Source organism: Rhodococcus sp. B10 (assembly GCF_011770055.1).
In the GTDB taxonomy this organism is placed as follows: domain Bacteria; phylum Actinomycetota; class Actinomycetes; order Mycobacteriales; family Mycobacteriaceae; genus Rhodococcoides; species Rhodococcoides kyotonensis_B.
This window is the reverse complement of record NZ_JAAFYV010000009.1, coordinates 76,397-102,371: the sequence shown is the minus strand read 5'-3', so window position 1 is coordinate 102,371 and position 25,975 is coordinate 76,397. Positions and strand designations below refer to the sequence as shown.

The 25,975-nt window shown below is 65.6% G+C and carries 22 protein-coding genes and 1 pseudogene; 10 read left to right on the top strand and 13 right to left on the bottom strand.

What is annotated here, in order from left to right; genetic code table 11:
- Positions 1-2: 2 nt before the first annotated feature.
- Positions 3-1,085: a nitronate monooxygenase gene (locus RhoFasB10_RS26275; protein ID WP_240930973.1), complete on the top strand. Its 1,083-nt coding sequence runs from the start codon at positions 3-5 to the stop codon at positions 1,083-1,085.
- On the opposite strand, the gene RhoFasB10_RS08360 is transcribed toward RhoFasB10_RS26275, so the two are convergent.
- Complete coding sequence (locus tag RhoFasB10_RS08360) at positions 1,066-2,217, bottom strand: acetyl-CoA C-acetyltransferase (RefSeq protein WP_167675965.1); 1,152 nt, start codon at positions 2,215-2,217, stop codon at positions 1,066-1,068. The two genes, RhoFasB10_RS26275 and RhoFasB10_RS08360, sit on opposite strands and share 20 nt — an antisense overlap.
- Positions 2,218-2,370: 153 nt before the next feature.
- Here RhoFasB10_RS08360 and RhoFasB10_RS08355 point away from each other — a divergent pair, with 153 nt between their 5' ends.
- Positions 2,371-3,123: an acyl-ACP thioesterase domain-containing protein gene (locus RhoFasB10_RS08355; RefSeq protein ID WP_167675963.1), complete on the top strand. Its 753-nt coding sequence runs from the start codon at positions 2,371-2,373 to the stop codon at positions 3,121-3,123.
- A gap of 23 nt (positions 3,124-3,146) precedes the next feature.
- On the opposite strand, the gene RhoFasB10_RS08350 is transcribed toward RhoFasB10_RS08355, so the two are convergent.
- The gene (locus RhoFasB10_RS08350; protein ID WP_167676045.1) at positions 3,147-4,130 is read right to left on the bottom strand and encodes a LacI family DNA-binding transcriptional regulator; all 984 of its coding nucleotides are present in this window, start codon (positions 4,128-4,130) and stop codon (positions 3,147-3,149) included.
- 216 nt (positions 4,131-4,346) lie between these two features.
- Between RhoFasB10_RS08350 and RhoFasB10_RS08345 the strand changes: the two genes are divergently transcribed.
- Positions 4,347-5,270, top strand: a complete 924-nt coding sequence (locus RhoFasB10_RS08345; RefSeq protein WP_068431269.1) for a sugar phosphate isomerase/epimerase — start codon at positions 4,347-4,349, stop codon at positions 5,268-5,270.
- 14 nt (positions 5,271-5,284) lie between these two features.
- Positions 5,285-6,310: a Gfo/Idh/MocA family oxidoreductase gene (locus RhoFasB10_RS08340; protein WP_167675961.1), complete on the top strand. Its 1,026-nt coding sequence runs from the start codon at positions 5,285-5,287 to the stop codon at positions 6,308-6,310.
- A 67-nt stretch (positions 6,311-6,377) separates the two neighbouring features.
- On the opposite strand, the gene RhoFasB10_RS08335 is transcribed toward RhoFasB10_RS08340, so the two are convergent.
- The 5 genes from RhoFasB10_RS08335 to RhoFasB10_RS08315 all read right to left on the bottom strand — a co-directional run bounded on the left by RhoFasB10_RS08335 (position 6,378) and on the right by RhoFasB10_RS08315 (position 12,268).
- Entirely contained in the window at positions 6,378-6,674 is a 297-nt protein-coding gene (locus RhoFasB10_RS08335) for a DUF503 domain-containing protein (RefSeq protein ID WP_167675959.1), read from the bottom strand.
- Positions 6,675-6,697: 23 nt separating this feature from the next.
- On the bottom strand, positions 6,698-7,522 hold the full coding sequence (locus tag RhoFasB10_RS08330) for an SDR family oxidoreductase (RefSeq protein ID WP_167675957.1): 825 nt from the start codon (positions 7,520-7,522) through the stop codon (positions 6,698-6,700).
- 99 nt (positions 7,523-7,621) lie between these two features.
- On the bottom strand, positions 7,622-8,812 hold the full coding sequence (locus RhoFasB10_RS08325; protein WP_068431253.1) for an acetyl-CoA C-acetyltransferase: 1,191 nt from the start codon (positions 8,810-8,812) through the stop codon (positions 7,622-7,624).
- A gap of 159 nt (positions 8,813-8,971) precedes the next feature.
- A complete protein-coding gene (locus tag RhoFasB10_RS08320; RefSeq protein WP_167675955.1) occupies positions 8,972-11,272 on the bottom strand; it encodes a pyruvate dehydrogenase in 2,301 nt (766 codons plus the stop codon).
- Positions 11,273-11,353: 81 nt separating this feature from the next.
- Positions 11,354-12,268: a DUF4436 family protein gene (locus RhoFasB10_RS08315; RefSeq protein ID WP_240930966.1), complete on the bottom strand. Its 915-nt coding sequence runs from the start codon at positions 12,266-12,268 to the stop codon at positions 11,354-11,356.
- Positions 12,269-12,540: 272 nt separating this feature from the next.
- Here RhoFasB10_RS08315 and RhoFasB10_RS08310 point away from each other — a divergent pair, with 272 nt between their 5' ends.
- A complete protein-coding gene (locus tag RhoFasB10_RS08310) occupies positions 12,541-13,266 on the top strand; it encodes a hypothetical protein (RefSeq protein WP_167675953.1) in 726 nt (241 codons plus the stop codon).
- On the opposite strand, the gene RhoFasB10_RS08305 is transcribed toward RhoFasB10_RS08310, so the two are convergent.
- The 3 genes and pseudogenes from RhoFasB10_RS08305 to RhoFasB10_RS08295 all read right to left on the bottom strand — a co-directional run.
- Positions 13,234-14,451: a GGDEF domain-containing protein gene (locus RhoFasB10_RS08305; protein ID WP_167675951.1), complete on the bottom strand. Its 1,218-nt coding sequence runs from the start codon at positions 14,449-14,451 to the stop codon at positions 13,234-13,236. The genes RhoFasB10_RS08310 and RhoFasB10_RS08305 overlap by 33 nt on opposite strands.
- Before the next feature lie 72 nt (positions 14,452-14,523).
- The gene (locus tag RhoFasB10_RS08300) at positions 14,524-15,609 is read right to left on the bottom strand and encodes an Rv1355c family protein (protein ID WP_167675949.1); all 1,086 of its coding nucleotides are present in this window, start codon (positions 15,607-15,609) and stop codon (positions 14,524-14,526) included.
- Between the two features lie 144 nt (positions 15,610-15,753).
- Positions 15,754-16,053, bottom strand: a pseudogene (locus tag RhoFasB10_RS08295) (helix-turn-helix domain-containing protein); the annotation flags it as partial.
- Positions 16,054-16,215: 162 nt separating this feature from the next.
- Between RhoFasB10_RS08295 and RhoFasB10_RS08290 the strand changes: the two are divergent.
- From RhoFasB10_RS08290 to RhoFasB10_RS08275, 4 genes are all read left to right on the top strand, one after another.
- Positions 16,216-17,049: a methyltransferase domain-containing protein gene (locus RhoFasB10_RS08290; RefSeq protein WP_167675945.1), complete on the top strand. Its 834-nt coding sequence runs from the start codon at positions 16,216-16,218 to the stop codon at positions 17,047-17,049.
- Between the two features lie 154 nt (positions 17,050-17,203).
- Positions 17,204-18,556: an MCE family protein gene (locus RhoFasB10_RS08285; protein WP_167675943.1), complete on the top strand. Its 1,353-nt coding sequence runs from the start codon at positions 17,204-17,206 to the stop codon at positions 18,554-18,556.
- Positions 18,557-18,638: 82 nt separating this feature from the next.
- A complete protein-coding gene (locus tag RhoFasB10_RS08280; RefSeq protein ID WP_167675941.1) occupies positions 18,639-19,970 on the top strand; it encodes a DUF3533 domain-containing protein in 1,332 nt (443 codons plus the stop codon).
- A gap of 81 nt (positions 19,971-20,051) precedes the next feature.
- Positions 20,052-20,981 carry an aldo/keto reductase gene (locus RhoFasB10_RS08275; RefSeq protein WP_167675939.1) on the top strand — a complete coding sequence of 310 codons (930 nt, stop codon included), beginning with the start codon at positions 20,052-20,054 and terminating at the stop codon, positions 20,979-20,981.
- Between the two features lie 11 nt (positions 20,982-20,992).
- On the opposite strand, the gene RhoFasB10_RS08270 is transcribed toward RhoFasB10_RS08275, so the two are convergent.
- The 3 genes from RhoFasB10_RS08270 to RhoFasB10_RS08260 form a co-directional block, all read right to left on the bottom strand.
- The gene (locus RhoFasB10_RS08270; protein ID WP_167675937.1) at positions 20,993-22,015 is read right to left on the bottom strand and encodes a LacI family DNA-binding transcriptional regulator; all 1,023 of its coding nucleotides are present in this window, start codon (positions 22,013-22,015) and stop codon (positions 20,993-20,995) included.
- Positions 22,016-22,097: 82 nt separating this feature from the next.
- Complete coding sequence (locus RhoFasB10_RS08265) at positions 22,098-23,255, bottom strand: alpha/beta hydrolase (protein ID WP_167675935.1); 1,158 nt, start codon at positions 23,253-23,255, stop codon at positions 22,098-22,100.
- A 98-nt stretch (positions 23,256-23,353) separates the two neighbouring features.
- Positions 23,354-24,136, bottom strand: coding sequence for a PIG-L family deacetylase (locus RhoFasB10_RS08260; RefSeq protein ID WP_167675933.1), 783 nt, complete (start codon positions 24,134-24,136; stop codon positions 23,354-23,356).
- A gap of 130 nt (positions 24,137-24,266) precedes the next feature.
- Here RhoFasB10_RS08260 and RhoFasB10_RS08255 point away from each other — a divergent pair, with 130 nt between their 5' ends.
- Positions 24,267-25,913 (top strand): FAD-binding dehydrogenase, encoded by a 1,647-nt coding sequence (locus RhoFasB10_RS08255; RefSeq protein WP_167675931.1) that lies wholly within the window; start codon positions 24,267-24,269, stop codon positions 25,911-25,913.
- Positions 25,914-25,975 lie beyond the last annotated feature (62 nt).

The following is a 25,975-nucleotide window of genomic DNA, read 5'->3' as shown; positions in this document are numbered from 1 at the left end:
CGCTGTCCACGCCGCTGACCGAACTCGTCGGAGTGCGTCACCCGATCGTGCAGACCGGGATGGGGTGGGTGGCCGGACCGAGTCTCGTGGCAGCGACCGCCGACGCGGGTGGTCTCGGCATCCTGGCGTCGGCGACGATGACGTACGACGAACTGGCGGCAGCGATCGCGAAGACCAAACGCGCGACGTCGTGCCCGTTCGGTGTCAACATCCGTGCCGACGCCACCGATGCGCGGCAGCGCGTCGATCTACTGATCCGGGAGGGCGTCCGCGTCGCGTCCTTCGCGCTCGCGCCGAGACCCGACTTGATCGCCACCCTGAAAGAGGCTGGGGTAGTGGTGATTCCCTCCGTCGGGGCAGCGAAGCATGCCCGTAAGGTCGCGCAGTGGGGTGCTGACGCCGTCGTCGTGCAAGGAGGAGAGGGCGGCGGACACACCGGTCCGGTGGCGACGACGTTGCTGTTGCCGTCGGTGCTCGACGCGGTCGACATCCCTGTCGTCGCAGCCGGCGGATTCTTCGACGGCAGGGGGTTGGCGGCCGCATTGTCCTACGGTGCAGCGGGAGTCGCGATGGGGACACGTTTTCTGCTGACGCAGGAATCCACGGTGCCCGACGCCGTCAAGAGAAAGTACCTGGAGTCCGGGCTCGACGGGACGGTCGTGTCGACCCGCGTCGACGGCATGCCGCACCGAGTTCTGCGGACCCCGCTGGTCGAATCTCTGGAGAATGGTTCGCATGCAACGGGATTCGTGAACGCTGTGCGGAGTGCTGTGCGGTTCAGGAAAATGACCGGAATGTCGCTACGCGCCATGGTGCGCGACGGCGTGGAGATGCGCCGCAGTCGTGACCTGAGTTGGGCGCAGGTGCTGATGGCCGCGAACACGCCGATGATGCTGAAATCGGGTCTCGTCCAGGGCGATACGGACGCAGGAGTGTTGGCTTCGGGTCAGGTCGTCGGAGTGCTCGACGACGTTCCGACGGTCGAGCAGTTGATCGAGCACATCGTGCACGACGCGGTGGCGGCGATCGAACGGCTCGGTGCCACGTTGGACCGATCGGACGACGCTACCCCAGGCGTTCGATGATCGTGACGTTCGCGGTGCCGCCGCCCTCGCATACCGTCTGCAATCCGTAACGGCCACCGGTGCGTTCGAGTTCGCACAGCATCGTGGCGAACAACTTCGTGCCCGTCGCGCCGAGCGGATGGCCGAGAGCTATCGCGCCGCCGTTGACGTTGACGAGTGCCGGGTCTGCGTCGATCTCCTTCGTCCAGGCCAACACCACCGGGGCGAACGCTTCGTTGATCTCCACGACGTCGATGTCGTCGATCGCCAATCCGGTGCGCTTCAACGCGTGGCGTGTGGCCGGAATGGGCGCGCTGAGCATCGCGATCGGATCGCTTCCCCGTGCGCTCAGATGATGCAACCGAGCGCGCGGAACCAACGCGTGCTCGCGAACCGCCGCCTCGGACGCCACCAGCGTGGCGCTGGCGCCGTCGGAGATCTGGCTCGCGAGCGCCGCAGTCAGTCGTCCTCCCTCGACGAGCGTGGGGAGGGCGGCCATTTTCTCGAGCGTGGTGGCGCGCGGACCCTCGTCCACGGCGAACCCGTCGACCGCGACGATCTCGCGGTCGAAACGCCCGGTCGCGATGGCATGACGCGCACGCTCGTGGCTCGAGAGAGCGAACGCCTCCATATCGTCGCGTGCGATGTTCCACCGTTCGGCGATCATCTCCGCGCCATGGAACTGCGAGACTTCCTGCTTCCCGTATCGGTGCACCCAGCCTGCCGATCCGTCGAACGGAGTGTCGAATCCGTAGGCGCGGCCTGCCGTCATGGCCGCGGCGATCGGGATCGCGGACATGTTCTGCACGCCCCCGGCGACGACCAGATCGGCGGTGCCGCTCATGACGGCTTGCGCGGCGAAATGCAGTGCCTGCTGGCTCGATCCGCATTGACGGTCGACCGTGACGCCCGGTACCTCCTCCGCATAGCCCGCTGCCAACCAGGAGGTCCTGGCGATGTTCCCTGCCTGTGGCCCGATGGCGTCGACGCAGCCGAACACGACGTCGTCGACATCGATGGGGTCGACCGGGGTTCGGTCCAGCAACGCGCGTAGAACGCACGCTCCGAGGTCGGCCGGGTGCATCGACGACAGCGCCCCGCCCCGCTTGCCGACAGGGGTACGCACGGCGTCGACGACGTAGGCCTCGGGCATGGGACTCCTCGCGGTCTCGGGATGCGGCGATTGTAACAACCAAGCAATTGTTTGGCAGGCGATTTCAGCGCGCTCCGTTTGCTAGCCTGTGAGCCACCCGACACAGGAGGAATTCGAATTTCAGTCTCGAGCGAGGACTACATCGCGTCCCGGATGCCCCTGCCTGCGCTCGGTCCCGACACGCCTGCCTTCGAACGGACGTGGACGGTGCGCCTCGGCGACACCGACACGAAGGACCGGCTGAGGTTGGACGCCGTCGCGCGGTACTTGCAGGACATCGCATTCGACCATCTCGACGTGTCCGACGACGGCCACCTCCACGGCGCCTGGATCGTGCGACGGACCGTCGTCGACGTCCTACGCCCGATCGTGTTCCGAGAGAACGTCACGCTGCGGCGATGGTCGTCGGGATTGTCCAACCGCTGGTGCAACATTCGTGTCCAGATCGTCGGCGATCGTGGCGGACTCGTGGAGACCGAAGCGTTCTTCATCCATATCGACCCGACGACGGGCGGTCCCAGTCGCATGACCGATAGGTTCATGGCGCCGATGCTCGAACAGACCACCGTGCACAGGCTGCGGTGGAAGGCGCACCTGAGTCCGTTCGACGGGTCTCGCGAGACGCGGAGAACTGCGTTTCCGACGCGGTCGACGGATTTCGACCGGTTGGGCCACGTCAACAACGCGATCTACTGGCAGCCGGTCGAGGACGAACTCGCAGGCGACCCGGCGTTCGTGGAAAGGCCGCATCGTGCCATCGTCGAACATGTCGGCGCCGTGCTGCAGGGCGACGACGTCACGGTGCAGTCCTATCGCGACGGCGACACGCTGTACATGCAGATCGAGACGGAGAAGGCGACGTCCGCGCTGGTGCGCGTCGAACCCCTCGTGACTGCGAACCTATAGCCGGCGCGGCCGGACCTGCGCGCTTACGTGGAACGTGCGGGACCCGTCGTGCCGCGAACGATCAATTCCGGCTCTATGACGCTGTCTCCGACCGTCGATTCGGGATCGTCCAGTCGAGATACCGTGAACTCCAGGGCCTTTCGAGCCAGTTGCGCGCTGTCCTGACGAACGGTCGTCAGATCGATGCGGGACAGCCGGGACAGGGGAGCGTCGTCGTAACCGACGATGGAGACGTCGCCGGGAATCGACACGCCCGCTTTGACCAGAACATCCATGATGCCGAGCGCGCTGCGGTCGTTGCCTGCCATGATCGCCGTCGGCAGTGTCGAACCTCGGAGGAGGAACTCCGCCGCGGCAGCGCCTGCGGCCTCGTCGTGCGCACCGGGTACGACGCGTACGTATTCGTCCAGACCGTGGGTCCGCATCGCTTCGGCGTACGCGCGACGACGGTCGATCGACACCGAGTGCTCGCCGCCGTCGACGTGCACGATGTCGCGGTGACGAAGTTCGACGAGGTGGTCGACCGATTGCTGGATTCCGGTGCCATCCGCTGAGCGAACGGTGTCGACCGCGGCGTCCGTGACCTTGCGTCCGACGATCGTCAGCGCGGCACGGGAGCCGACCGATCGAAGGTAGTCCGAATCGGACAGCGGGTTGAACAGGATCAAGCCCTCGCACCGGTGGCTCAACAGAGCTTCGATGGCCTTGCGTTCGTCACGCGTCGGGCCACTTGCCGACAGGAGCACGTCGTACCCGGCCTCTTCGGCGGCGTCGTAGACCGTCCCGATCATCTCTGCCTGGAACGTCTGCTTGACGTCGGTCAACACGCCGAGAGTTCGGCTACGACCGCGCGCGAGCAGCTGAGCTGCGCGGTCCGGCTGGTACCGCAGATCGTCCGCGGCACGCAGCACCCGCTCTCGCGTCTCCTCCGACGCGCCCGGCTTGTCGCTGAAGATGAGCGACACCAGCGTGCGGGACACGCCTGCGCGCTCGGCGACGTCGGCCATGGTGGCGCGTCGCCGAGGCGACGACTCGGGTGTTTCCCTCGACTTCTGCACGTGCCCTCCCTGTCGTGGTGACCGTCTTCAGCTGCTCGACAGATTGTCTTGACAATCACACATCGAATCACCATAGTAGCGACTGAAGCGCGTCAGTAACGCGCGTCAGATTCTCGTCTCGCTCGGGAACCATCGCAACCCCGAGACCACTCGAAAGGACTGGCCATGAGCGTGATCCGCGTTGGATCTGCACCGGATTCGTGGGGCGTGTGGTTCCCGGAGGACCCGCAGCAGACGCCGTACACCCGATTCCTCGACGAGGTCTCGGCGTCGGGCTACGAGTGGATCGAACTCGGTCCCTACGGCTACCTGCCCACCGATCCGAAGCAGCTCTCGGACGAACTCGCCGCCCACAACCTGAAACTGTCCGCCGGCACGGTGTTCGAGCACCTGCACCAGGACGGCGCGTGGGACGCCGTCTGGACACAGATCGAGGACGTCGCCAAGCTGACCGCAGCCGTCGGTGGCAAGCACGTGGTCGTCATTCCCGAGATGTGGCGTGACCCGGGTACAGGCGCTGTTCTCGAGGATCGCAACCTGACCGCCGACCAGTGGCGCAAGAAGACCGAGGGCATGAACGAACTCGGCAAGCGCATGTTCGAGCAGTACGGCGTCAAGGCGCAGTACCACCCGCACGCCGACAGCCACGTCGACACCGAGGAGAACGTCTACCGCTTCCTCGACGGCACATCGAGCGAGTTCGTCAACCTCTGCCTCGACACCGGACACATCAGCTACTGCGGCGGCGACAACATCGCGATCATCGAACGCGCCCCCGAGCGCATCGGATACCTGCACCTCAAGCAGGTCAACGTCGAGGTGCGTGCCAAGGTCGAGGCCGAGGACCTTCCCTTCGGCGAGGCCTGCAAGCTCGGCGCCATGATCGAACCGCCGCTGGGGATTCCGGACATGCCTCCGCTGCTCAGCACCATCGAGCGACTCGCCGACGACGGCAAGCTGACCGCCGACATCTTCGCGATCGTCGAGCAGGACATGTACCCTTGCGCACCCGACGCGCCCCTGCCCATCGCTCAGCGCACGCAGAAGTACCTGAGCTCCTGTGGCATCCCGTCCGTGACCTTCCAGTAAAAGAGGCTTCCTTCATGTCGAACGACCTCCGCATCGCCGTGCTCGGCGTCGGAATGATGGGCGCCGACCACGTCGCCCGCATCACCACCAAGATCGCAGGCGCACGCGTCGCCGTCGTCAACGACTTCTTCACCGAGAAGGCCGAAGAACTCGCCGCGACGATCCCCGGTTGCCGCGCCGTCGCCGATCCCTTCGAGGCCATCGCCGATCCCGAGGTCGACGCGGTCCTGCTCGCCACCCCAGGCCCGACGCACGAGAAGCAGCTGCTCGCCTGCCTCGAGCACGGCAAGCCGGTCCTGTGCGAGAAGCCGCTGACCACCGAGGTCGAGACGTCGCTGGCCGTCGTGAAAGCCGAGGCCGCGCTGGGCAAGACTCTCATCCAGGTCGGCTTCATGCGCCGCTTCGACAACGAGTACGCAGAACTCAAGGCGCTCATCGATTCTGGAGACATCGGCCGTCCGCTCGTCGTCCACTGCGCACACCGCAACCCCACGGTTCCGCCGAGCTTCGACAGCGCAATGATCGTCAAGGATTCGCTCGTCCACGAGGTCGACGTCACGCGCTTCCTTCTCGACGAGGAGATCACGTCGGTGCAGATCATCAAGCCGTCGGCGAACGCCAACGCTCCCGAAGGACTGCAGGACCCGCAGATCGCACTGTTCGCGACCGAGTCGGGCCGCCACGTCGACGCCGAGGTCTTCGTCACCACGGGCGTCGCGTACGAGGTGCGCACCGAGGTCGTCGCGGAACTGGGAAGCGCCATGATCGGCCTCGACGTCGGCATGGTCCGCAAGAGCAAGCCCGGTTCGTGGGGCGGAACCATCACACCGTCGTTCAAGGAGCGTTTCGGGCAGGCCTACGACACGGAGATTCAGCGCTGGGTCGACGCGGTGAAGGCCGGCGCAGAAACCGGGAACTACGTCGACGGGCCGGGTGCCTGGGACGGCTACGCTGCTGCCGCCGTCTGCGCAGCCGGGGTGAAGTCGCTCGAGACCGGGGAGCGCGTCCCGGTCGAGATGGTGGCGCGTTCGTCCATCTGATCCGATCGAAACTCGGTGGCGCCCAGTGCATCTGCACTGGGCGCCACTTTCGTCGGATTCCGCGTCCTCAGATGTCGTCGGCGCGAATGACGCGCCGACGAGCGCCGACGAGTTGTACTTCCGGCCGAGCCGCGCCCTGCCGTTCGACCCGGTCGAGGATTTCGGACACATGCGCCGCATCGGCTGCCACCACGGACGCTCCGACGGATGCGCGACGGTGCAGGTCCAGATGATCGACCTCGGCCGCCGACACCGAGAACTTGCGCTGCATTTCGGCGACGATAGGGCGTACGACCGAGCGCTTCTCTTTCAAGGAGTGCACGTCACCCAGTAGAAAATCGAGTTCTATCCATCCGATCCACATCGAGGGGAAGTCTAGACCCCGCGTCAGCCCTGGGCCTCGATCGACACCGGCTGCCATTTCTCCCAGAGTGCGAGGCGGCTTTCGTAGTCGGCCTTCGCGATGGCCAGCGGCGCTTCACCGAAGAACACCCGAAGCGGGGGCTTTTCTGCATCGACGACCTTCATGAGCGCGCGGGCCGATGCTTTCGGGTCTCCCGATTTCGACGTGCGCTGTGCGCGTGCAGCGTTCGCCGCTTCGTGCACGTCGGCGTACGCGGGAAGCTCCGTCGCCCGCTTGGAGGAGGAACCAGCCCAGTCCGTCGTGAAGCCACCCGGCTCGATCAACGTGACGTGGATGCCGAACGACTCCACCTCTTGCGCAAGGGACTGCGAGAATCCGTCCAATGCCCACTTCGACGCGTGGTACAGCCCGACATTCTGGAACGCGCTGATGCCGCCGATGGACGAAACCTGGAGGATGTGTCCGCTCCGTTGCTCACGCATGAACGGCAGCGCGGCCTGAGTGACCCACAACGCGCCGAACACATTGGTCTCCAACTGATCTCGGGCCTCGAGTTCGCTCACCTCCTCGACGAAACCGAACAAGCCGTAGCCCGCGTTGTTGACCACGATGTCGAGACGCCCGAAATGGTCGTGTGCCTGCTTCACTGCCGCGAAATCGGCTGCCCTGTCGGTGACGTCGAGCTGAATCGGCAACACGGAGTCGCCGTATCGGTCGACGAGATCGGACAGCGTCGACGTGTCGCGTGCCGTAGCCGCAACCTTGTCACCTCGGTCGAGGGCAGCGATCGCCCACTCCCGACCGAAACCGCGTGACGTGCCGGTGATGAACCACACCTTCTCTGTCATACGAACGCCTTTCCCTCGATACATGTACCTCGGGTGCAACGCGAACGAGCGGCGCGACCATTCCGGTTCGCGCCGCTCGTTCGAGTCGTTCGAGGGTGGTTACTGCTTCGGGACTCGGACGATCAGTGCGTCACCCTGGCCACCGCCACCGCACAGTGCCGCCGCGCCGACGCCGCCGCCGCGACGCTTCAGTTCGAGCGCCAGGTGCAGAGCGATGCGTGCACCCGACATGCCGAGCGGGTGCCCGATCGCGATGGCGCCTCCGTTGACGTTGACCTTGGACTCGTCGATGCCCAGTTCGCGCGTCGACGCGATCCCGACGGCAGCGAACGCCTCGTTGATCTCGATCAGGTCGAGATCCCCCGGATCGATGCCTTCCTTGGCGCATGCCTTGACGATCGCGCGGGCGGGCTGGGACTGCAGCGACGAATCCGGGCCTGCGACTACGCCGTGTGCACCGATCTCGGCGATCCACGACAGTCCGAGGCTCTCGGCCTTGTCCTTGCTCATCACGATCACCGCTGCAGCGCCGTCGTTGATGGTCGAGGCGTTGCCTGCCGTGATGGTGCCGTCCTTGCTGAAAGCGGGGCGCAGCTTCGCCAACGTCTCGGTCGTGGTGTCGGCGCGGATGCCCTCGTCCTCGGAGAAGACGATCGGATCGCCTTTGCGCTGCGGGATCGACACCGGCACGACCTCGTCGTCGAACACGCCGTTCTTCCATGCCGACGCTGCCCGCTGGTGCGATGCCGCGGCGAACGCGTCCTGCTCCTCGCGCGTCGACGCGGTCGGGCCGTCGTTGCGGGATTCGGTGAGCCCGCCCATCGCCTGGTCGGTGAAGATGTCGTACAGCCCGTCGTAGGCGAGGTGGTCCTTCATCGTGACGTCGCCGTACTTGAAGCCGGCGCGGCTCTTCTCGAGCATGTGCGGAGCCTGCGTCATCGATTCCTGGCCGCCTGCGACGACGACCTCGAATTCACCGGCGCGAATCAGCTGGTCGGCGAGTGCGATCGCGTCGACGCCGGACAGGCACACCTTGTTGATGGTCAGCGCCGGAACATCCATCGGGATGCCGGCGGCGACGGCGGCCTGGCGGGCGGGGATCTGGCCCGCACCCGCGGTGAGGACCTGGCCCATGATGACGTACTCGACGGATTCGGGTGCGACACCTGCCTTGTCGAGGGCGCCCTTGATGGCAATGCCGCCCAGGTCGGATCCGGACAGATCCTTGAGCGCTCCGGACAGTCGACCGACCGGAGTGCGAGCACCGGCGACGATGACAGATGTAGTCACGAAATCTCCTCCAGAAAAGATGGATGTCCAACTGTGTTCGTAGACACCCAGTGTGGCACTGGATGCCACGCAGGGGTAGGGCAGTACCTACTTGGTCGGCATTCTGCTCATGCCGTGGTCTGCTGCCTCCGTTCCGTCCATTGAGTGAACGCGTCGTTCTCAGCCGACGAGGTCCAGAGCGGCGCCGACGATGCCGTCAGCGTCGATCCCGTGGTAGCGGTAGACGTCGTCGAGCGATCCGACCTGGCCGAAGCCGGTCACACCCAACGACGTTCCGCGCACTCCGCCGATGCCGAAGAGGAACGCGAGCGTGTGCGGGTGGCCGTCGAGGACCGTCACCATCGGGGCCTGTCGCGACGCGGGGAAGACCTGGTCCAGGATCCACGTCGGCGCGTCCGACAGCCCGCGCCGAGCCTGAACGGCGTCGAACAGCAGCCCTGGACTCGTGACGCACACGACGCAGGCCGCCTTTCCCATCTCGGCGAGACGATCTGCAGCGACGAGGGTTTCGGTCATCATCGCGCCCATTCCGACGAGGACGACCGCGGGATCGGGACTGTGCCGCAGCACGTATGCGCCTGCGACGACGTGGCGCCGTCGTCGCTCGCGGGCCGCGCGGTCGGTCGGCACCGCTGCCAGTGTCTGATCCACCGGACGCGTCGACAGTCTCAGGTACGACGAGACGCCGTCCGGACGGCCGAGTCGCGAGATGCTCGCGAACAACGTCCATTCCGTGTCGATGGCGAACGCGGGTTCGTAGCTGATGCAACCAGGTTGCTCGAGCCCGATCGAAGGCGTGGTGATGGACTGATGCGCGCCGCCCTCGGCAGCGAGAGTGACGCCCGAAGGCGTCCCGACGAGGATCGACTGTCCTCCGGCGTAGATACCGTACGACCACGGTTCGAGCGCGCGTTCGACGAACGGGTCGTACAGCACGCCGATCGGAAACAGCGGCTGACCCCATCGGCTCCATGTGGCACCCAGCTCGCCGATCAGTCCGACGAGGTTCGTCTCGGCGATTCCGAGTTCCATGTGTCGGCCCGTCGGATTCTCGCGCCAATGCATGATCGTCTCCGCGTCGTCGTCGAACCAGTCACGTCGCTCGGTGGGTGACCAGACCCCGACCTTGTTCAGCCACCCCGCCAGGTTGGTCGTCGAGGTGACGTCGGGGCTGACCGTCACCACCCGCTGGGCGACGTCGGGGGCCTCGCGCGTCAGATCCAGTAGTGCTCGGCCCAACGCCGCCTGGGTGGTCGACGTGCCCGAAGGAGTCCGCCCCATGTCGACGGGCACCGAGGGCGGGGGAGTCGGGCGAACGTCGTCCCGTCGCAGGGCCTGCGCACGGGCGGTGCAGAGCGCGGCCGCGTCGCTGCCGTCGTCGAAGCGCCGCCACGGATCGGAGACGTCTGTGCCGAGTTCGCGTGCCAGATCGTCGTACTGTTCGACGGTGAGCAGCGACGAGTGGTTCTGCGGGTGACCCTCGGTCGGCAGTGCATGCCCTTTGATGGTGTACGCGATGACGACAGTCGGCCGAGTGTCGTCGATCTGCGAGTAGGCGAGCCTCATCGCATCGACGTCATGTCCACCGAGATTGCGAATCGCGCGGAGCAGTGTGTCGTCGTCCAGATCGACGATCAGTTTCTCGATGTCGACGGCATCGGCACCCGCGCCGGGGAGTCGCTGACGGACCTGTTCGGCCGTGCAGCGCAGCAGACGTTGATACTCGGGGTTGGGCATGTCGAGGATGCGAGTCCGCAGCGCATCACCTCCAGGCCGCTGGAACAGCGACTCCAACAGCGCACCGAACTTCACGACGATCACCTGCCAGCCCGCCGCGTCGAACATGCGGCTCAGTCGATCGGCGGCGATGTTGGGGACGACGCGATCGAGGGACTGCCGGTTGAGGTCGACGATCCACACGATCTCGCCGAGCTCGGCCACCGAGGTGTCCATCACCGCTTCCCAGATCGCGCCTTCGTCGAGTTCGGCGTCTCCGACGAGCGAGTACTGCCGTCCACCGCCGGTGTCGCCGAACGCCGTGTCGACGTAGCGACGCGCGATCGTGCCCCAGATCGGTGCGGTGGCACCGATTCCGACGGAACCCGTCGAGTAGTCCACGGGATCGGGATCCTTGATCCTGCTGGGGTACGACTGCAGACCACCGAACTGGCGCAACGTCGTCAAGTACTTCTCGTCGAGGTCTCCGAGCAGGTAGTTGATCGCATGCAACACCGGCGACGCGTGCGGTTTGACCGACACCCGATCGCCGGGACCCAGCTGCTCGAACCACAACGTCGTCATGATGGTGACCATGGACGCACACGACGCCTGATGCCCGCCCACCTTCATGCCGGACGGGTTGGGCCGAATGCGGTTGGCGTGATGGATCATCGACGTCGACAACCACAGGACGCGTCGTTCGATCGCCGTCAGAGTCTCGAGGTTCGCTGACGCAACCATTCACCCTCCCAAGCCGTGAAACGGGTCGATGCCTTTGCCTTGCGGTCCACAGTAGGCACCCGGCGCCGAGCCGGGCGTGATCTAGGGAGCCTGACGCCACCACGCGAGTACGTACATGCCCATCGCGGTGACGAGACCTGCGACGACCCACAGCACCACCGTGTAGTCCACCCACGATCCGATCGGCGGACTACCGGGGAACAGGTTGCGCAGCGGCAGAACTGCGAACAACATGACCGCGAACCAGGTCACCATCGGCGGCTGGAACTTCTTGCGTTCACGGACGGTCTGCACCGTCACGAACAACGCGCACACCGGCAGCACGAGTAGAACGACGCACAGCGCGAGGGCGAAGATCACCGAGCCTGCGGTCCTGTTCGCCGTGACGCCGAACGACTGCGGTGACAACCGATCGGGATCGTCCGCTCGAACATTCCATCCGGACAGCGAATCGGTGACCGCGACGTCGGTGGCGATCGGAATGCTGCCGCGGACGGATTCGCTGGTCACCCGAACTGCGACGTCGGCGGCGTCGTGCACGTCGAACGGCCACCGAGTGATGTCACCGTCCGCGTACAGCGTCACCGGTCCGGCCCCCGGCGTCGTTCCCGCGACGTACTCGAGCCGATCACCCGCGGCGAGCGGCGAGACGTCGACGACGAGGTCGTCTTTCAGGTAACCGTCGTCGTCCACGAGATCCTGTCCCGGATAGACGGTCACTCTGGCGTCGATCGAGAAATTCGCGCCGTCCACCCCGACCACGTCGAGATACACAAGGGCGCCCGACGCGGAAGGTTCGCGAGTATCGGGCGCTCCCGTACGGTCTCCGAGACCGTAGATCGTCACCACGACCAGGTACAGCGCGACCACGAGCAGGGCGATCGACGCGGCTCGCCACGGCTTTCGCTGGGAGACAGCCCTGTCTGTGTCCTGCATGCCCATGGCGCCCTTTCCGGGTCGGACCTGGTGGGGTGCGGTGACACGAGACTCCGACAATGCGAGAGTCTAGCGCCCGCGCTCGCGCGGCGGTGTCGGAACACCCTGAACAGCAATGCGATTCGTGCGGCCTCGGGACCGGCACCGGCGAAATTCGGCCTCTCGTACCCGTTCTGCGGATACTCGATGGACAGGGGTCATGCGCGCGCACGTTGTACAAGGTGGTCCCGGCACAGAGAATTGACCGCGGTGCCTGTTTTCATGGGCAAGCACCGACATTCGCACGTTTTTCCCACAGATCCGCTCGGAGCGGTTCCCCGAAAGGTCCACAGATGAGTTTCTCGACAGTCGACACAGCACCTGCTCGCTCCTGGCGGTACGTCGGGCGCGCCGAGGTGCACGACGCCCTCACCGGTCTTACCCTCGTCCGCACGACACCTCTCGACGACCCGGACCTGTGGTCCGAATACCTCCGCGGGGCGCACATCTCGTACGCGAAGCACGGCGTCGAGGTCGTCCTGGATGCCGACTCGCGGCACCTTGCGTCCGATACGGCGTTGTTCTTCGTGTCGATCGACGGAACCGGCGCCGTCGTCGGCGGAGTTCGCGGCCAGGGCGCATACACGAGTGCCGACCAGTCGCATGCGATGACGGAGTGGGCGGGGAACATCGGCCGCGAACAAGTCCGCGACATGATCGACTCGAGGCTGCGCGACGGCGTCGTCGAGATGAAAACCGCCTGGGTGGACGCCGATTTCGCCGACGCAGGCGCCGTCGCAGGTGCGCTCGCTCGCGTCGCGGTGCCGACGATGGATGCGATGAACGTGCGATGGATCATGGCGACCGCAGCGGAACACGTTCTGCGACGGTGGGAGTCGTCGGGTGGCCGCGTCGCAGAGCACGTGCCCTACGCCGCGTATCCCGACGAGCGGTACCGCACCCGCATCATGTGGTGGGATCGCCGGAGCATCCAGGTCGACGCTCGGCCCGACGTGTTGTCCCGCATGTATCGCGACGCGCGGGCTCTACGACACTCTGCGGCTGCCGTCGCCGCGTGATCTCTCACCGGTCGCAGTACGAGGGTCGGCGGTCGCTCTGATGCGTGTGCCGCGCACCGAGTCCGCTCCCCAGGGAATCCGCAGAACCCCTGCGTGGCAGGCGTGGTCGCGGCCGGCGCTCTTCGCCGCGTACAGAGCGATGTCGGCCGCACGGACCACCTGGTCGAGGACCGCATCGATATCCCGTTCGGTGCCGTTCGACCGTGGTGGGCGAGGTTCCGTGCCGGGGGATGCCTGCTGCAGGTCGACGGTGAGAGCTCCGACGCTGACGGTGACCGTGCAGTCCGACCGAACCCGGTGCAGCACCTTGTCCGCGAGGTCCGCACCAGGTCGACTCGGCGCGAGGACGAGGAACTCCTCACCGCCGATTCTCGCGACGATCGCGTTCGGTGTTCCGGCGTCGTCCGCGGCATCGACGAGGGCTTGCGCGACTGCAGTCAGAGCTCGGTCACCGGCCGCGTGGCCGTCGGTGTCGTTGACGGTCTTGAACAGGTCGATGTCCACCACCAACGCAGATACCGGGAAGTCGTGCCTGGCGGCCGTGTCCAGCAATTTCTCGGTGAGCGTGAGCAACCCACGGCGATTGACCAACCCGGTCAGCGGGTCGGTGCTCGCCAGTACTCGCAATTGTTCGTTGATCACATGCAGGGCACGGCGAAGGCCGGTGATGAGGACGACGGGAACCAGCACAGCGGTTGCGGCGGCACCGATCGCCACAGCGGTGACCGCCCAGCCCGACGACCCCATGCCCTCGATCGACAACGCCGTGGCCATGGCGACCGACACCGCGGTCAAAGCAATGGTCACGCGCGGCGGCGACCCCGACGCCGCGATGGCAGGCACGATCGCCAACATCGACGTCACTGCCCGCATGCCCGCCGGGTCGGCAATGAGGTAGGCGCACACTGCGACACCGGCCATCCCGCCGAAACCCAGCACGGCGAACTGCTGTTCGGTCAGACGCCCCACCCGTGCCGCGAACAGCACTGTCACCGCGGTGAAGAGGAGCACACCGATCAGAAGCGGAAAGGCATTCGGTCGCAGGAACGTCGGCGAGATCATCGCGATGACCAGAAGCGGCACGGCGCCGGTCGCGCTGAGGATCACCATCGACGTGCGGGTGTCGACATGCGAACGCCACGAGCTCACCCACGAACGCGGGCGCAACCGGGCAAACACATTCATCGTCGAAACCCTCGAATCGGGAAGTGGACCGAACGAACATTACCTAGAGATCACACGCACGAAGTTAGTCCGCTACGCGGTGTCGGCGTCGTCACCCGATGCGGACTGCGACGGCACGGCGGCGCGTGCCGCGGAATCACGATGTCGGGTCAGCGGATCCTCACCGGCGCGCAGCAGTGCGTCGAGATCGATACGTCTGCGACCGGACGGGAGAGACTCACCGCGTCCGAACGTCCGTACTGCCGCGGCCACGGCCGCCCCGCCGAGCGCGACATCGCCGCCGAGCTGCGGCCACGTGGACAGAGTCGATCCGATCTGCGGTACCGATGCCGCCATCCGGGCGGTGATCTTCGCGGGGTCGAGGATCGATGCAGCTATTGCCGTCTTCTCCTCGGCAGTCATGGTCGAGAACCGGGCGGGTCCGAGATCCGGCAGCAGTCCGTGCAGCAGCGGTCGGTCCGGGTCGAGATCGAACCTCTCGACGTCGAGCACTCCGCCGTCGCTGGTTTCCATGACCACCGGGATACGCCGTCGGCGTGCGTGCTCGCGGACGAGCAGCTTCACTTCCAACGAGTCGCATTCCTCGATTACCAGATCGAGCCCGTCGACGAACTCGTCGATCGACGCTTCGGTGATGCCGTCGGTGAACACCGCAACCGGCAGGTACGGGTCGATCTCGGCGATGCGACGGGCGGCGAGAACGGACTTGTTGACGCCGAGATCGAACACCGACGCCGGAACCCGATTGAGGTTGGACAGATCGAGTTCGTCGAAGTCGGCCAGCCGCAGCTCACCGCACAACCCCTCGAGAGCGAGAGTATGGGCGATCGCGTGCCCGACGCTCAGCCCCACGACTCCGATCTTCAGACCCCGAAACGTCCGTTGTTCGTCGAGAGTGATCTTGTCCCGGTTGCGGTCCAAGCGAAGCCGGTGGAAACCGTCGGGGCCGAGAACTCGCGCGACGGTCCGGCGCCACGGGTAGTGCACCCACCGCGCCTGCTCCTCGAGCTCGGTCACCGGCCTCGGGAGTAGCTCTGCCAGCGATCGTCGCTGCTGGTCGACGGTGTCGAGAACCGCGATGGTGGGGTCGTTCAATAGTTGCCGGGCGTCCTCCTCGTCGCCGCGAACGGACACATCGAACACCCGATGCTCGGCCACCCATACCTCCAGAATTCACGTCACCGCCCGCACCGATGCGGACACCATCTCGATCATTCCGTACGCAGCCGAGAAAACGGGTGAGCGCGCGCGGTGCAGTGCGAGGTGTCGTCACGTCAGCGCGCGCGCATCGTCGGCAGTGTCGAGCCAGCGTGCACCCCATGCTCCCAGCGCCTCGACGACCGTGCGTAGATCTCGCCCGGACTCGGTGAGTGCGTAGTGGACGTCGTCGTCGACGACGCATTTCTCGACGATTCCGGCAGCGGACAACCGATGCAGGCGTTTGGACAGCAGCGTCGGCGACATCGTCGGAAGTTGCCGTCGAAGTTCGTTGAACCGTTTGCTTCCCAGAACGAGTTCGCGGACGACGAGGAGTGTCCAGCGCTCGTCGAACAGTTCCATCGCTTTCGCCGCGGGACACAACTGGTGGTAGGTCGCCCCCATGTGCCGGATGTTACGACGGGTCGGCCGGGACCGACAGAGTCGTCCGGTCCTGTTCGCCCGAAGCCCGAGGCGGTACAGATTCAGTACTGGAGGCAGTGGGAGCAGTGCTTTTACCATTCGAAGACAGCATGTCGAGGTAACGAATCGCGAGAGGAGGATGTCATGACCGACTCGATCGACACCATCGCCGCCGACCGTGCGCTGAAGGCGGCTCATCGCTCGATGTGGGCGATGGGTGACTACCCGGCCATTGCAGCCGAGGTAGTGGGCGAACTGGGACCGATGCTCGTCCATGCGTGTTCGATATCGCCAGGACAACGAGTACTGGACGTGGCTGCGGGCAGCGGCAACGTGGCGCTTGCCGCTGCGGCATGCGGCGCGCACGTCGTGGCTTCGGACCTGACACCGGAATTGTTCGACGAAGGACGGCGACTCGCGGCAGAACGCGGACTCACCGACATCGAGTGGCGTGAGGCCGACGCCGAGGCGCTCCCGTGGAAGGACGGCGAGTTCGATGCGGTGCTGTCGTGCATCGGGGTGATGTTCGCGCCGCACCATCGAGCGGGAGCCGACGAGATGATTCGCGTCGCCCGGCCAGGCGCGTCGATAGGGATGGTCAACTGGACCCCCGCTGGCTTCATCGGCCGCATGTTCGCCGCACTGAAGCCGTACGCGGCACCGCCACCGCCCGGAGCGCAGCCTCCGCCCCTGTGGGGTGACGAGGCTCATGTGCGAGAGTTGTTCGGAGATCGAGTTGCCGACCTGCAGTGCACGAGGAAGAAGTTGGTCGTCGACATGTTCACGGAGCCCGACGGCTTCCTCGACTACTTCAAGGCCAAGTACGGTCCGACCATCGCGGTGTACTCCCGCATCGAGGCCGAGCCGGACAAGGTTCGTGCACTGGACGCAACCCTGCGGGAACTGGCCGAAGAGTTCTACGACGGAACGTCGATGGAATGGGAGTATCTGTTGGTCACTGGCCGTCGCGCGGAGTGACAGCCGTCGGGTGATCGTGTGCGTCACATTCTCTTGTAACTGTGACCCCGCGTTACATTAAGATTCGCGGAATGAGCGCACACCCCCTCCTCGGGTCGTCCTGTCGGTCTGCACGACGCTCGGTCGGAATCGGGTCGCGGCCGGGCGTCGCCGCATGATCGAATCTCCGTCACCGCTGAAGCGGCGACTGCTCGGCATGCTCCTGTTCCTGATGATCATCGTGTTCGTCGCGTGGTCGATCACGTCGTACACCAAGACGTTCAAGACGGTTGTCGACGTCGATCTGATCACCGACTCCGTCGGAAACGCGTTGCCCACCAACGCCGACGTGAAGGTTCGCGGCTTGATCGTGGGGGAGGTGCGATCCACGTCGGCGGCCGACGGTGTGGTCACCGCCCGTCTGGCCATCGATCCGGACAAGGCCGACCTCATTCCGTCGGACACGACGGCTCGTCTTCTGCCGAAGACGTTGTTCGGTGAGCGATTCGTGTCGCTGATCGTGCCGAAAGGCGCGGAGGGAGAGCCGATCACGAACGGCTCCGTGCTGAGGCAGGACACGAGCGGCGCAGCCATCGAGGTGGGCCAGCTGCTGGACAACCTGCTTCCGTTGCTCGAAGCCGTTCCGCCGCAAGACCTCGCGAGCACGCTCGGAGCGCTGGCGCAGGGACTGACCGGGCGCGGCAGCGATCTCGGGTTGACGATCGACCGACTCGAGCGCATCTTCGCCGCCCTGAACACCGAACTGCCCACCATTCAGGACGATCTGCGTGGCCTCGCGGATCTGACGCAAACCTATTCGGATGCGGCCCCGCAGTTGGTGGACGCCCTCGACAATCTCGCCGTGACAGGGAACACCGTGGTCGAACAGCGACCTGCGGTGGACACGCTGATCGCAACACTCACGTCGACGGGCGGTACGACTTCGGATTTCCTGCAGGCGAATTCGGACAACCTCGTCGGCATCGCCGCGGACTCCCGTCGAGCGCTCGAGCTTCTGGCCGAGTACTCGCCTGCGTTCGGATGTACGTTCGCGCAGTTCGTTCCGACAGTTGCCGAGGCGCAGAAAGTCATCGGCGTGGGCGACGAATACCGCGGCATCAACGTCACGATGCCGATCGTGAACCCCAAGGGCCGCTACCTGCCGAACCAGGACGAGCCGCGGTTCCTCGACAACCGCGGGCCCCGGTGCTTCGAACCTGCCGATACCGCCGCCGGTGAATTCTTCGGCCAGTACCCGGGCGGTTCCGTGAACGACGGTTCGTACCAGGTCCCGTCGAGAAACCCGGGGCCGCAGGATGTTCCGGAGTTGCCGGCGCCGCAGTACTCCGCGGTACCCGCGGTGTCCGACGCTGCACTGCCGAGTGCCTACGAAGGCTCGGACTTCGAACGCGACACGCTCGCCGTGATCTACGGCGAAGCAGGAGGCGTCGCTCCGGAAGATGTGCCGTCGTGGACGACGACCCTGGGCGCACCCGCCCTACGAGGGACGGAAGTAGGCTTCCGGTGATCGGCGATCGGTGTCGCCGACCGGCAAGGGTTTGCCGCGTGGTGCACGCGACGGACCTCTCACTGCGTTCGAGGAGTCGTGGATGACAGACGAGAAGCCCGAGCACGGGCAGCACGAGCGATCCGGTGCAGGTGCGCTTCGCGGGCCTCGACTGTGGATCGCACCGATCCTCGTGGTGTCGGTGCTGATGTCCGTGCTGGCTGCGGTGTACATGGGTGGCATCCTCGATCCGAAGAAGAGCTTGCACGACTTCCCGATCGCTCTCGTCGTCAGCGATGAAGGGGACGTTCTGCCGACGGGTGAACAGGCGAATTTCGGCAATCAGATTCGCGATGGACTGGTCGAAGGGATCGACCCGAACACCGTCGACCTCCGGCAGATGGGGATCGCGCAGGCGCACGACCAACTCGACAGTGGAGACGTGTTCGGCGCCATCGTCATTCCGAGCGACTTCACGAAACGTCTGTCCATACTGGCGCAGGCCAGTGTCGTTGCAGGCGACGTCGACAAGCCTGTCATCACCGTCTACACGAACCCGCGCGCAGGAACCCTCGGCTCGTCGTTGTTCAGCGCGATCGGCGATCAGGCGCTCGGTGAAGCCAATGCCAAGGTCGGACAACAGCTCACGGAGCAGGTGCAGGCACAGCTCGGTGCGACCGAAGCGTCGCCGATCTCGGGCGCCGCTGCACTGACGCTCGCCGAGCCGATCGACATCATCGTCACTCCGCACGATCCACTCCCGGACGGAACCGGCCTCGGCCTGTCTGCGTTCTACTACGCGCTGTTGCTCCTTCTCGCCGGCTTCACGGGCGCGATGGTCGTCAGCTCTCTGGTCGACAGCGTCCTGGGATTCACGCCGACCGAGTACGGGCCGTTCTTCCGTCACACGGCGTCCGCGCCCATATCCCGCCTGCAGACCATGCTGATCAAGTGGGCGCTCATGGCCATCGTCGGCCTGGTGGTGTCGGCCTTGTATCTGCTGATCTCCCATGCACTGGGTATGCCGTCGTCGCATTCGCTGCTGTTGTGGATGTACGGGGCGTTGGCCATCACCGCGGTCGGTGTGACGGCGGTGTCCATCGTGTCGGTGTTCGGCACGCTCGGCCTGTTGATCAACCTGATCCTGTTCGTCGTTCTGGGGCTACCGTCGGCGGGCGCAACCGTCCCGATCAGCGCCGCACCGAGGATCTTCGGATGGCTCGCACAGTTCGAGCCGATGCACCAGGTCTACCTCGCGGTGCGCGCGATCCTCTACTTCGACGCCCGATGGGACGCAGGCCTCGGACACGGAGTGACCATGACGTCGATCGGTATGGCGATCGGTCTTCTGGTCGGTCTCGTCGTCGTTCGCCTCTACGACCGCAAGGGCTTCGAGCGCCGAAACGGTGCTCTCGTGACCTCGAGGGACAATTGATGGAAAGGTCGCTTGTCGGAGCCGCCACGCGCCCTGAATAATCGGGTGCACCACCTCACCTGACTGGAGTCGCGAAAATCCATGCAGTACAACACCCTCGGTAGCACCGGGCTGAAGGTCTCCGCCGTATCGTTCGGAACGGCCCCCCTCGGCGATATGTTCGGAAGTGCCGACGAAACGGCGGCGCTCGATGCCGTTCATCGCGCAGTCGACACCGGAATCAATTTCTTCGACTCGTCCCCGTACTACGGACAGGGGTTGGCCGAACGCCGGCTCGGTCGCGCCGTCGCCGGTATACGCGACGAGGTATTGATCGGCACCAAGGCAGGACGTAACGGTGCGAACGATTTCGACTTCTCGCCCAACGGTATTCGCACGAGCCTCGAGCGCAGCCTCGAGCTGCTGGGCACCGATCACGTCGACGTGTTCCAGCTGCACGACATCGAGTTCGTCTCTCTCGACGGCGTGTTCGGCGACGCCTACGCGGAACTCGTCTCGCTGCGCGACGAGGGCAAGTGCCGCTACATCGGCATGACCGGATATCCGATGCACACGCTGGCCCGCGCGGTGACCGAGACGGACCTCGACGTGATCCTCTCCTACGCTCACTTCACGTTGCTGAACACCGAACTCGAGACGGTACTCGCTCCGGTGTGCCGCGACAACGACACGGCCGTGATCAACGCTGCCGCAGTCGCTCTCGGTCTACTGACACCAGCAGGCCTACGGATCGATCTGCCTGCCCCGCAGGAGATTCTCGATGCGGCACGCGCCGTCTCCGCGCTGTGTGCCGCTCGCGGCGTGGACGTGTCCTTCCTCGCCAACCAGTTCTCGATTCAGCGATCCGGTTGTGCGACAACGGTGATCGGCACGACCAAGGCCAAGAACCTCGATGCAGCGGTGGCCGCCGTCTCGGCGCCCATCGACGAGGAATTGCTCGCCGACGTCCTCGCGATCACCGACGGTGTCCGCAGCACGTCCTGGATCAGCGGCCTCCCCGAGAACAACTGACACCGAACGCGTCATCGCCCCGGCATGTTGTGCGGGGTGATGACGTCGATCTTGGACCGGACCGTACGGACCGAGCCCGGCAGCGCCCCGTGGAACGTCATGATGGACCGGGCCGCGTACCGCATGTCCTCGCGCAGGTCGTGGTGCAACACCGCCGTCAGGTGACCGGTCTGCAGAAGCGCACGATTTTCCTGGGCCAGATCGTGTCCGACGAACACTTCACATTCGCGTCCGGCGGCCGAAAATGCATCGAGCACACCGGAATTGCCGCCACCGATGGAGTAGACAGCGCGGATGTCCTGGCCTCGCTCCAACTCGGCGGCGACGAGTATCCGAGACGTGTCGTCGAGGCCGTCGGTGTCCGAGATCTCCACGATGCGACGACCTGGGTCTCGTGCTCGCATCGCGGCACGGAAGCCCATCTCTCGTTCTTCCTCGCCGCGGAAGAAGTTGCGGCTCGTCATGACCAGGACGGCCGCGTCGGACTGCCGTAGCCACTGCGACACCAGATATGCCGCAGTGCTTCCCGCGGCGCGGTTGTCCATCCCGACGTACGCGATTCGATTGCTCGCGGGTACGTCCGTCACGAGCGTCAGAACCGGAACGCCCGCGGCCGTCACTCGATCGATCGCCGCAGCCACGGCCGGTGTGTCCGGAGCTTTCAGGATGACGCCGTGACTGCCCTTCGCGGCGACGGAGTCCAGGGTCGCGACGAGGTCGTCGACCGGCCAACCCTCCTTCAGATGAAACCGTGCGCGGATGGCCGCGGGCCGCAAGCCCGGTAGCTCGGCCTCGAGGGACTCGCGCACGAGACGGGAGAATCGATTGGGTGTGTCCATCACGACGTCGACCATGAACGTCCGGCCGGAGAGCCTCAGTTGCGTGCGCTGACGGTCGAGGTCGGCGATCGCCTGTTCCACCTGCAGAACGGTACCGGCACGCACACCTGGACGTTTGTGCAGGACGCGATCGACGGTCGCCTCACTGACGCCGGCTTGCCTCGCGATTTCGCGCACCGGATACGGGTGGGGCATCGGATAACTCCTGAGGGGTTTCGGATGGATCCACGCTGGGTGTCCGTCACGACCATAGCGTCGCGGGCCGCCGCGGCGTCGGTCACCCCGGCGACGTCGTCCGACGAGTGACGTCGCCGCTCACCGGGAGCGCCGAGCGGCCCGACGAGAACACGCGTGGTTCGAGAAACGGCAGTACACGGTCGACGACGGCATCGTTGTACCGCTGAGGTTCCTGGCGCGGATTCGCATGACCGGTTCCCGGCATGCGGACGACACGTAGCTGCCCGTCGGATCCACCTACTCGGTCGAACAGGATCGACTGCGAATAGTCGACGTCGACGACGCCGTCCGCGCGTCCGATCGAGGGACGCAAGAAGACGATTGCCGGACTGGGCTTTCCGTCGACCGGGCGGTTCAGCGCATCGAGGTTGTCGAGTGCGCCGGACGCGACGATGGTCCTGAATTGAGACTCGATGAACCCGTTGCTCGCGGCCGAGGGATTCAGGATCTTGTCCCGCATGACTTCGTCGAACGCGTCGACGGCGTCGTCCCAGTGAATTCTCGGGTACCACGACGAGTGCAGGTCGACGAATCTCTCGGAGCGAGCGGCCATCTCGACGACGGTGCGTAGCGTGCGACTCTCACGCGCTCCCGGCAACCAGCCGATCCACCGCAACAGGTTCTCACCTGCGTCTCGGCTGCCTGCGCGCACGGCGTGCAGGTCGAGGGGCGTGCAGTCCAACACGATTCCGGTCACGCGGACGTCGCTGTCCTCGTACAGATGCTGCGCGACCTCGAGCGCGACGACGCCACCCATGCTGTGGCCGACCAGCACGACGTTCTTCACCTCCGCGGTCTTCGCGCGCGCGGCGATCAGCTGGCCGATCACCTCGGTGTCGATACCGCGGTTGTCGTAGCGCACCGCCCAGACGCGGCCGATCGCACCGAATGCGGGGAGCGACATCGCGGTCGGTGCTGCATCGACGTTGCCCAGTCCGACCATGTCGACGACGGCGGTAGCGCGGTCTCGAGGATCCGCTGCATCGAAGATCTGGTCGACCTGAGGAGTCGTCGACGCGAGTCTGCGCTGCTCGGGCGCGACGTCGTGCTGCCAGTACAGATTCAGCACGAGCAGGAGTGGAATGACGGCCAGTGCCGTGCGTAGGAGCGCGCGACGCGTTCGGCCGAGAACGATCCAGTCGTGCCCCAGCCGAGTCTGCGCCAGACGTTCGCGACGCAGCCGGTCGTCCCATCGCACGAGGTGAACTCTCCGGACCTACTCGTTCGACTTCAGTGGTCGTCGACCACGGTACGCGTCGTCGGCGACACCACGACGCGGCCGCGTCGACGCGCTGGTCACCGAGGTGCGAAGGGGTCCGTCGCGTCGCCTCTCAGCTGTCGATGGATGAACCACTCCGTGCCGAGGGTGTCGCGTCGATCCGAGTCGTTCATGGCGACGAACTGGCTCGCGCCGCCGCCGCGCGTGAGTTCGGATTCGTGGGCCGTGAATGCGGCCCACTTCGTATCGAAGAATTCTCGTACGTCGACGGTCACCGTCACGAGCTCGTCGTCGACGCCGGGGATTCCGGGGCCGGGCTGCGGTGCTGTGCCGCCGAACAGAGTTCCCCATCGGTTCTCGACCTCGCTGCGAGGGAACGTCGCGAAACACAGATGCGACGGCGCCCACGGCGTCCCCGCCTCCGGGTACAGCTGATGGTGACTCGCGGCCTCGACAGCGGCAATGGTCACCCTGTGTGCGTGGACGTGGTCCGGATGTCCGTAGGAACCGAAGGCGTCGTACGTGACGACGACGTCGGGACGGAAGTCCCTGATGTGGCCGACGACCTTACCGACCGCCTCGTCGAACGGCGCGGAACAGAACTTCACCCCGTCGTCGAACGCGTTGTCGGTGTACCCGAGCAGGCGCGGCTCGCCGGCGCCCAGAATGTCGAGCGACCGCCGGAGTTCCTCGACCCGGCCGCTTCCCTCACTCCACGTACAGGTGACGACGCCGGTCCGTCCGCCCCGACGAGCGGTGCGGGCCAACACGCCCCCGGTGAAGAGCGCTTCGTCGTCGGGGTGCGCGTGGACGCAGAGAACGCTGGGAACGTGATCGTCGTCGGTGGTGCGAACGGGCATGGCAGGTACCTTCCGGTCGGCGGTCGACAGCAGAGTAGTGCAGAACCCGTGCGTTCGCCCTCGACTCGTTCGCCACGGCGTCTACAGTCGGAGCGCAGTACCGGCGGGGTGTGGATGAGAAGGGGTGGACATGGTCGTTTCCAAGGCGGATGTCGTCGTCGTGGGGGCGGGCCTGGCAGGCCTGGTCGCGACGGCCGAGCTCGTGGCGTCGCGCAAGCACGTGATTCTGGTGGATCAGGAGAGCGAGGCCAATCTCGGTGGTCAGGCGTTCTGGTCGTTCGGTGGCTTGTTCTTCGTCGACAGTCCCGAGCAGCGCCGCCTCGGCATCAAGGATTCGCACGAGCTTGCCTTGCAGGACTGGATGGGCACGGCCGGGTTCGACCGCGAAGAAGACCGGTGGCCGCGTCGCTGGGCGGAGGCCTACGTCGAGTTCGCCGCAGGGGAGAAGCGAAGCTGGCTCCGGCAAAGAGGATTGAAGATCTTCCCGCTCGTCGGATGGGCGGAACGAGGTGGATACGGTGCCACCGGACACGGTAATTCGGTTCCGCGGTTCCACATCACCTGGGGGACAGGGCCTGCGCTCGTCGAGATCTTCGCCGATATCGTGCGCAAAGGCGTCGCCGACGGGCTGGTCACGCTCGCGCACCGCCACCGTGTCGACGACATCGTCGTCACCGACGGCGCCGCTACCGGCGTGCGCGGCACCGTTCTCGAACCGTCGAGCGCGCCACGTGGAGTCCCGTCGTCGCGTCTCGGCATCGGAGAGTTCGAGTTCGACGCGCCCGCGGTCATCGTCACGTCCGGAGGCATCGGCGCGAACTGGGACCTGGTCAAGAAGAACTGGCCCGAGCGCATGGGGCCTGCGCCCAAGCACATGCTCACCGGTGTACCGGCGCACGTCGACGGCAGAATGCTGCAGATCACCGCCGACGCGGGGGCGAGCGTCATCAATCCGGATCGCATGTGGCACTACACCGAAGGAATCACCAACTTCGACCCGGTGTGGCCGAACCACGGCATCCGGATCCTGCCCGGCCCGTCGTCGCTGTGGCTCGACGCGCACGGACAACAGTTGCCCGCACCGCTGTTTCCCGGATTCGACACCCTCGGCACACTCGAACACATCGTCCGGACCGGATACGACTACTCGTGGTTCGTGCTCGATCAGAAGATCATCGAGAAGGAGTTCGGGCTGTCCGGCCAGGAACAGAACCCGGACCTGACGGGCAAGAGCGTCCGCAAGCTTCTCGAACGCGTGCGATCCGGAGCACCGGGACCGGTCGAAGCCTTCAAGCGTCGCGGCGAGGATTTCGTCGTCGCCGACTCGATCGGCGACCTGGTAGCCGGCATGAACCGGATCGGCGAGGTCGAACTGAAAGCAGGCGACATCGAACGACTGGTCACCGCACGCGACTGGGAAATGGACAACGACTTCAGCAAGGACCTGTCGGTGTCGGCCATTCATGCGGCCCGTAGATACCGGGGCGACAAGGCCGCACGGATCGCCACGCCGCATCGGATGTCCGATCCTGCGTCGGGACCCTTGATCGCCGTCAAGCTCCATCTTCTGACCCGGAAGACACTCGGCGGGCTCGAAACCGACCTCGATTCCCGAGTTCTTCGTCGCGACGGTCAACCGTTCGACGGGCTGTTCGCAGCCGGTGAAGTGGCCGGGTTCGGTGGCGGCGGAGTCCACGGTTACCGGTCGCTCGAGGGCACATTCCTGGGTGGATGCATCTTCTCGGGCCGATCGGCAGGTCGCGCCGCGGCGCGTTGACCGGAGCCGGTGTTTCGACGCCCTGTCTCGGTAGAGTGAACCGCACCGTTCAGCCGCAGACG

Excerpts from the sequence above, each read along its gene's own strand:
- RhoFasB10_RS08310 (WP_167675953.1), top strand. The coding sequence starts at position 12,541 with ATGAGTTTCTCGACAGTCGACACAGCACCTGCTCGCTCCTGGCGGTAC.
- RhoFasB10_RS08340 (WP_167675961.1), top strand. The coding sequence starts at position 5,285 with ATGTCGAACGACCTCCGCATCGCCGTGCTCGGCGTCGGAATGATGGGC.
- RhoFasB10_RS08290 (WP_167675945.1), top strand. The coding sequence starts at position 16,216 with ATGACCGACTCGATCGACACCATCGCCGCCGACCGTGCGCTGAAGGCG.
- RhoFasB10_RS08285 (WP_167675943.1), top strand. The coding sequence starts at position 17,204 with ATGATCGAATCTCCGTCACCGCTGAAGCGGCGACTGCTCGGCATGCTC.
- RhoFasB10_RS08360 (WP_167675965.1), bottom strand. The coding sequence starts at position 2,217 with ATGCCCGAGGCCTACGTCGTCGACGCCGTGCGTACCCCTGTCGGCAAG.
- RhoFasB10_RS08350 (WP_167676045.1), bottom strand. The coding sequence starts at position 4,130 with ATGGCCGACGTCGCCGAGCGCGCAGGCGTGTCCCGCACGCTGGTGTCG.
- RhoFasB10_RS08260 (WP_167675933.1), bottom strand. The coding sequence starts at position 24,136 with ATGCCCGTTCGCACCACCGACGACGATCACGTTCCCAGCGTTCTCTGC.
- RhoFasB10_RS08345 (WP_068431269.1), top strand. The coding sequence starts at position 4,347 with ATGAGCGTGATCCGCGTTGGATCTGCACCGGATTCGTGGGGCGTGTGG.
- RhoFasB10_RS08330 (WP_167675957.1), bottom strand. The coding sequence starts at position 7,522 with ATGACAGAGAAGGTGTGGTTCATCACCGGCACGTCACGCGGTTTCGGT.
- RhoFasB10_RS08280 (WP_167675941.1), top strand. The coding sequence starts at position 18,639 with ATGACAGACGAGAAGCCCGAGCACGGGCAGCACGAGCGATCCGGTGCA.
- RhoFasB10_RS08335 (WP_167675959.1), bottom strand. The coding sequence starts at position 6,674 with ATGTGGATCGGATGGATAGAACTCGATTTTCTACTGGGTGACGTGCAC.
- RhoFasB10_RS08255 (WP_167675931.1), top strand. The coding sequence starts at position 24,267 with ATGGTCGTTTCCAAGGCGGATGTCGTCGTCGTGGGGGCGGGCCTGGCA.
- RhoFasB10_RS08270 (WP_167675937.1), bottom strand. The coding sequence starts at position 22,015 with ATGCCCCACCCGTATCCGGTGCGCGAAATCGCGAGGCAAGCCGGCGTC.
- RhoFasB10_RS08305 (WP_167675951.1), bottom strand. The coding sequence starts at position 14,451 with ATGAATGTGTTTGCCCGGTTGCGCCCGCGTTCGTGGGTGAGCTCGTGG.
- RhoFasB10_RS08355 (WP_167675963.1), top strand. The coding sequence starts at position 2,371 with ATGCCCCTGCCTGCGCTCGGTCCCGACACGCCTGCCTTCGAACGGACG.
- RhoFasB10_RS08320 (WP_167675955.1), bottom strand. The coding sequence starts at position 11,272 with ATGGTTGCGTCAGCGAACCTCGAGACTCTGACGGCGATCGAACGACGC.
- RhoFasB10_RS08275 (WP_167675939.1), top strand. The coding sequence starts at position 20,052 with ATGCAGTACAACACCCTCGGTAGCACCGGGCTGAAGGTCTCCGCCGTA.